Raw genomic sequence first — 6,621 nt, 5'->3', positions numbered from 1 at the left:
CCCGAAACTCATGGTGACTCCTTGGTCTTCACTGGTCTGTTGGCCGAAGGTCTGGCCGAGATCTCTCCCTCTGTGCAGGCTACCCCCTGGTGGCGTCAGGTCACAGGGGCCACTTGGTTTCACCCCGGCGGACCCGTGCCGACCGGTGTGGCAGGTGTGGCAGGTTCGAGTCTCGAAGCTTCGAGTCTCGAACAGTGGGCCAGGCATCCGGTCACCCATGTCTCCCGCACCGACGCCGAGGCGTATGCGCAGTGGGTGGGTGCCCGGCTGCCGACCGAAGTCGAGTGGGAGTTCGCGTCCCGCGGCGGCCTTGAGCAGCAGCCCTACCCCTGGGGTTCGGTGCGCGAACCCGACCGCGTGGCCCGCATGAACACCTTCGCCGGTGTCTTCCCCAGCGGACCGACGGCGCCGGTCGGCACCGTTCCCGCCGACGCGTTTCCTCCCAACGGCTTCGGTGTGCACAACACGACCGGAAACGTATGGGAATGGACGAGCAGTCACTTCAGTGCACTCGACCAGCGACCGGTGCTGCGTGGCGGATCCTATATGTGCCATGACTCGTATTGCCGCAGGTACCGGACCTCGGCACGCTCGGCCGCGACACCGGACACCTCACTCGGTCACACGGGATTCCGTCTTGCCCTCGACCTCTGAACTCGCCGAGGTGGTGCCGGGGTCATCGCTCTCGTCCTCCTCGGGAGTCCAGCCGTCGGCCCATTCGCCGGTTTCGTAGTCGAAGCCGACCGGCTCACCGTCGGCATTGGTGCGCTGGTACCAATCGGTGTAGTCCCCATGCTCGGAGTCGATGCCGCCGTTGGCACCGTCGCCCGGTTCGGTCTGCACGACCTGGAACGCGAAGTCGTCACCGAATCGGTCGGCACCTTCGACCACTGCATTGTCCACAGCGTTCTGCGCGTACTGTCGCCGCAGAGCCAGCGGGTCGGTGCGCAGTTCTTTGAACCAGGCGATGATGATGAACAGCATGACGACCGCGAACGGCACTGCGGTGACGATCACGAGCTGCTGCAGACCTTCCAGTGCATTGGCATTTCCCAGCAGCAGCATGACCACGGCGATGCCGGACATCACGAGACCCCAGAAGACCACGACCCATTTCCTGGGTTCCTGGTCACCGCGACTCGTGAGCATTCCCATCACGATCGAAGCAGAGTCCGCAGATGTGATGAAGAAGATGGCGAGTACGACGATCGCGACGAAGGGCAGCCACTCGACGAAGGGCAGATTGTCGATGAGGGTGAAGAACACCTCGGGGGCGGCCATGCTGTCGGTGAATCCGGGCGCGCCCTCTCGGTACATCCAGATCGACGTTCCGCCCATGATGCCGTAGGCCACGAAGAGAAGCGTCGAGGGAATGAAGATCGTGCCCAGGATGAACTGCCGAATGCTGCGCCCGCGCGAAATGCGGGCGATGAACGTGCCGACGAACGGCGACCAGGAGATCCACCATGCCCAGTAGTAGACCGTCCACACGGATTGGAACTCCTGTGTCTCCGCTCCCCAGGACAGTGACTTGCCCATCATGTCGAAGAGCGAGCCGAAGTATTCCATCAGCGCCGAGGGGAGAAGGTTGAGCAGGAACAGTGTCGGTCCGAGGAAGAGCACGAGGCCCACGATTCCTACGGTGAGGATGATGTTGATGCTCGACAGGTAACGGATGCCCTTCGAGACACCGGAGACTGCGGAGATGATGAAGCCGACAGTGAGGACGCAGATGATGACGACGAGCATGTTGTTCGTCATCTCACCGACGCCGCTGACGATGCTGACGCCAGAGCCGATCTGCATCGCAGCGATCCCCAATGCCGCGGCGGTGCCGAACAGGGTCGCCACGATCGCGAAGATGTCGACGAGCTTTCCTGCGAGGCCTTCGGTGTGGCGCTTGCCGAAGAGCGTCTGGAAGATCGAGGACAGAAGCAGGGAGCGACCGCGTCGGTAGGCAGCATAGGCGATCGCCCCGCCGACGAGAGCGTACATTGCCCACGCATGGAAGCCCCAGTGGAAATATGTCTGGGCCATGGCGCCGTGCAGTGCCTCGGTGGTTTCGGGAGCGTTCGTCATCGGCGGCGGGGACACGAAGTAGGTGAGCGGCTCCGATGGTCCGAAGAAGAGCACGCCGATCCCGATGCCGGCGGCGAACAGCATCGCCACCCACGAGAAGGTGCTGAACTCGGCCTTCTCATCGTCCTTGCCCAGCGGAATCTTGCCGTAGGGGGTGAACGCGAGAATGATCAGCGCGACGAGAACGATGATCGCCACGAGGTTGAAGAACCAGCCGACGTTCAACGTCGACCAGTTATAGGCGGCTGTGGCCACCGTGGAGACGCCGTCCGAATCGACGATGCCCCAGATGACGAAGGCGACTGTCAGCGTGCCGGCGACGGCGAAGATGATCTTGTCGAGGGAGTAGTGGCGACGCTGTTCGTCGATCGCGATTCCCGGGACCAGAATCGGGTGGGTGTTGTGCGGATACTGAGTGTTGTTCTCCGGCTCGGCATCTTCCGGACGCCGGGGACGACTGTAGTCGAGCTTGCCCAGCCTCTTGCCCGTCGCTTTGCTCACACGCCTGGCATCGGCCTTGAGCTTTTCGCGTGAGGCTCTGCGTTCGGGGCGCAGGGAGCCGGAACCGTCAGAGCCGAGGGTCGGCGCGGTGGTCGCCGAGGTGTCAGCATCTGCTGCCGAAGCATCGGTCCCCGTGGTGTCTGTTCCTGTGGGTCTGGATGTGTCTGGTGTGGAGTCATCGGACATGCAGCGATGGCCCTTTCTCAATCGTCGAGGAAACTGATGATCGAAAGTTGCCAGAGTGACCTAAGGCTCTGAACCGCACCACCCGATTGCTGCGCCTTCCCAGGAATCATTGGCGAAACCGGCAGTGGGATGAGGTGCTGTGCGGGTGGCAGAAAGGGTCCAGGCACAGAGGTCTGCCCCAAAAATACCCGTCTGTGCCATAGCTTCGGACCTTAACAGCTTCCTGAGAGCTTCTCAAAGGAATCCTGCCATATTGCTGCAGCGCCCCACGCAATCGCACGGAGGTTTGCGCTGCCCCCGATCAGTCGGTGAGGTAACGCTCCTCGATGAGATCCACGATCTCCTCGCTCGCAGCAGCGGTGTCGTATCCCGGATCCTCGAGTGCCTCGCCGACGACAGCGTCAATGGCACCGCCGATGATGAGTGCAGCCGTCCGCGAATCGGACGGACCCTTGACTCCGCGCGCTTCACGTGCCGCTTTGAGGAGCTCAGCCACCGGCTTCCACCTTGCGGAACTGTCTGTTCTTGCCCCACCGTGGATCAGCGCTTCGACGCTCAGTCGGGAGTGACTGCGATGACTGACGAAATGAGCGACTATGGATCGCACATAGACCCTCGGCCTCTCGGCCACCTCGGCAGACGACACTGCTTCTCCGACCGATTCGACCATGGCGTCGAGCACATGCTGATAGGCGCCACGGACAAGAGTGGCTTTGTCGGTGAAGTGATACAGGACAGTCGGCTTGGTCACCCCTGCACGATCAGCGATCTGAGACAGTGACACACCGGAGAATCCGTGCTCGGCGAGCAGCTCGATCGTGACGTCGATGATCTGTGCGCGCCGTGCGCGTTGTGTGAAGGTCGACTGCCGATCCTTCGTCTTCTCCTCTGCCGAGTCTTGTCCCATGACGCGATCATACTATACGGTTGAATCACTGACCGATCGGTAGAGGAGCGCTGATGACGGATCACGATACCCAAACCCCCAGACGCCGAATGCTGCGCTTCCGGGTGCTCATGCCGATAGCCTCGGCCATTGTTGCTGCGGTTGCCATCGGGTACTTCCTCCGCGCTCCCGCGCCCGTCGGCCACTGGGACAGCGCCGAGGGAGAGGAAGAGTTCGACTCCGCCTATACCGCGGCTTTCGCCAGCATGCCGAAGCCAGCAGACACCTTGGACATACGCACCGACTTCGGATTCGTCCGGGTCTATCGCTTCGAAGGAACCGGCGACGCCGAGCCGATGATGCTGCTCCCCGGCACCGCCTCATCGACTCCAGTCTGGGCAGACAACATGCCGTCTCTGCTCCGGATGGCCGATGTCTACACCCTCGATCTCCTTGGTGAACCGGGTCGGAGCGTACAGAGTTCGCCGATCACCGATAGCGAAGATGAGGCCGCTTGGCTCGCTGAGACGATCGCCGCGCTTCCAGAGGATTCTGTGAACCTGGTCGGGCTCTCGCTCGGGGGTTGGACAGCGGCCAATCTCGCCATCCGTCATCCGGAGCATGTGAGGACCCTGACCCTCATCGATCCCGTCCAGACCTTCGACGGCATACCAGTGGAGACGGTCCTTCGTGCGATCCCTGCAACGGTTCCGTGGATGCCCAAGGCCGGACGGGATGCGTTCAATTCATACACCGCCGGCGGCATCGAGGTCGAAGATGTCCCGGTAGCCGACATGATCGAGTCCGGGATGCATCATTACGCTATGAAGAAGCCCCAGCCGTCCCGGATCACCGAAGGACAGCTGTCCGACCTGCCGATGCCGGTGCTCGCGATCATTGCGGGACGCTCGGTCATGCATGACCCGGAAACTGCCTCGGCCACGGCAAAGCGAACCCTGGGTACTGGTGCGGTGCATGTCTATGAGGACGCCTCACACGCCGTCACCGGCGAATATCCCGACGAGGTCGCAGCTGACATCGGGGAATTCATCACTCGACGGTGACCGGCGCCAGGTCAGTTCAGCAGCGCCCGGTCCCCCAGTGTCGCGCCCTTGAGTTTGGAGAACTCGCCCAGCAGCGTCTTCACCGTCAGCGTCTTCTTCTCTTCGGCCGAGGCCTGGTAGATGATCTCGCCTTCGTGCATCATGATGAGGCGGTTGCCCAGCGCGATCGCCTGTTCCATGTTGTGCGTGACCATGAGCGTGGTCAGCCCATCGTTCGACACGATCTTCTGCGTCAAGTCCGTCACGAGTGCCGCACGCTGGGGGTCGAGTGCCGCTGTGTGCTCGTCGAGGAGCAAGATGCGAGGCTGGGTGAATCCGGCCATGAGCAGGCTCAGCGCCTGGCGCTGACCGCCGGAGAGCAGGCCCACCTTGGTCTTCAGCCGGTTCTCCAGGCCGAGCTCCAAAGTGGCAAGCTCATCGCTGAACAGGTCCCGCCTCGCCGAGGTGGTTCCTCGTCCCAGCCCACGTGCTTTTCCGCGCTTGAGTGCCAGAGACAGGTTCTGTTCGATCGTGAGGTCCGGTGCGGTGCCGGCCATCGGGTCCTGGAATACCCGGCCCAGATATTTGGCCCGTTTGTATTCGGGCATCCGGGACACCTCGGCGCCGTCGATCGTGATCGATCCGGAGTCGATGGGCAGTCGGCCCGAGATCGTGTTGAGCAGTGTCGACTTTCCTGCGCCGTTGGAGCCGATGACGGTGACGAAGTCGGACTCGTCGAGCTCGAGCGACAGATTCTGCAGGGCCTTGCGTTCATTGACGGTGCCGGGGAAGAAGGTCTTCGAGATGGTGTCGATCTTCAGCATGTGTCTCAGTCCTCCTTCTGATCTGACGCCGCAGCGGTTCCTGCGGTCCTTGCAGACGTCCCCGCCGGGACGTCGGTGGTCCCGGCGGGCACGTCGACCGTGCCAGCGGGCACTTGGGCACCCGCCTCGTTCGCAGGATCGCCAACTGCCGCAGCTCCTGACACGGCTCGGTTGCCGCGCGATCTCAGCGACGGTACTCGCTTGAGGAATCCCCACCTGGGCAGCAGCAGTGCGACCACGACGAGCAGTGCCGTTGTCAGCTTCATGTCGTTGGTGTCGAGGCCGGCACGCAGCGCCAGGAAGATGATGAGGCGGTAGATGACCGAGCCCATGAGAGCTCCGAGGCTGGCCATGAAGATATTGCGGCTGCCGAAGACTGCCTGCCCGAGGATGACCGAGGCGAGTCCGACGAGGATGAGGCCGATGCCCATGCTGATGTCGGAGAATCCCTGGTATTGGGCGATGAGCGCGCCGCAGAGTGCGACGAAGCCGTTGGACAGGGCCAGGGTGAGCATCGTCGTGTTGTCAGTGTTCACGCCGAGGCTGCGGATCATCTGTCTGTTGTTGCCGTTGGCCTGGATCGCCAGGCCAAGGTCGGTGGTGAGGAACCAGTCGATGGCGAATTTCAGAATCAGGGTGAAGATGAGGAGAACTGCGATGGAGACCCAGGTGCCCAGCCACATGTTCTCCCGCAGCGGGGTGAACACGGTGTCTTCTCGCAGGAGCGGGAGATTCGCCTTGCCCATGATCCGCAGATTGATCGACCACAGTCCGATCATCGTCAGGATTCCGGCGAGCAGGCCGTCGATGCCGCCCTTGGTGTGGAGGAGTCCGGTGATATAGCCGGCGATGAGTCCTGCGCCGATGGCTGCCAGAGTCGCCAGGAAGGGGTTGACCCCGGCGATGATCAAGGAGGCTGCGGTGGCACCACCCGTGGTGAAGCTTCCGTCGACGGTGAGGTCGGGGAAGTTGAGAACCTTGAAGGTCAGGTAGACCCCGAGCGCCATCGCTCCGTAGATGAGCCCGAGTTCCAGTGCTCCGAACATGTGTTTCCGATCAGGTGGTGATGTGAGGCGTGGATAGGTGTCGCCGACCGGTCCCG

The 6,621-nt window shown here is 62.4% G+C and carries 6 protein-coding genes; 2 read left to right on the top strand and 4 right to left on the bottom strand.

All coding sequences use genetic code 11. The features are described from left to right. Nucleotides 1-654: formylglycine-generating enzyme family protein (locus ACE03M_RS08330; protein ID WP_485933512.1), on the top strand; the 654-nt coding region annotated here is incomplete at its 5' end. Here ACE03M_RS08330 and ACE03M_RS08325 read toward each other — a convergent pair. Continuing rightward, nucleotides 613-2,766 carry a BCCT family transporter gene (locus ACE03M_RS08325; RefSeq protein WP_143923569.1) on the bottom strand — a complete coding sequence of 718 codons (2,154 nt, stop codon included), beginning with the start codon at nt 2,764-2,766 and terminating at the stop codon, nt 613-615. The two genes, ACE03M_RS08330 and ACE03M_RS08325, sit on opposite strands and share 42 nt — an antisense overlap. A gap of 301 nt (nt 2,767-3,067) precedes the next feature. Continuing rightward, on the bottom strand, nt 3,068-3,673 hold the full coding sequence (locus tag ACE03M_RS08320) for a TetR/AcrR family transcriptional regulator (RefSeq protein WP_143923570.1): 606 nt from the start codon (nt 3,671-3,673) through the stop codon (nt 3,068-3,070). A 53-nt stretch (nt 3,674-3,726) separates the two neighbouring features. Here ACE03M_RS08320 and ACE03M_RS08315 point away from each other — a divergent pair, with 53 nt between their 5' ends. Then, the gene (locus ACE03M_RS08315) at nt 3,727-4,716 is read left to right on the top strand and encodes an alpha/beta fold hydrolase (RefSeq protein WP_485933511.1); all 990 of its coding nucleotides are present in this window, start codon (nt 3,727-3,729) and stop codon (nt 4,714-4,716) included. Between the two features lie 11 nt (nt 4,717-4,727). On the opposite strand, the gene ACE03M_RS08310 is transcribed toward ACE03M_RS08315, so the two are convergent. Together ACE03M_RS08310 and ACE03M_RS08305 are read right to left on the bottom strand one after the other, a co-directional pair. Continuing rightward, a complete protein-coding gene (locus ACE03M_RS08310; protein WP_143923572.1) occupies nt 4,728-5,519 on the bottom strand; it encodes an ABC transporter ATP-binding protein in 792 nt (263 codons plus the stop codon). A 5-nt stretch (nt 5,520-5,524) separates the two neighbouring features. Further along, nucleotides 5,525-6,565: an ABC transporter permease gene (locus ACE03M_RS08305; protein ID WP_143923573.1), complete on the bottom strand. Its 1,041-nt coding sequence runs from the start codon at nt 6,563-6,565 to the stop codon at nt 5,525-5,527. Nucleotides 6,566-6,621: the final 56 nt, after the last annotated feature.

It is taken from the genome of Brevibacterium sp. AGC70, from assembly GCF_057334195.1.
The sequence above is the reverse complement of the archived record's forward strand: the minus strand, read 5'-3'. Positions and strand labels throughout refer to the sequence as shown.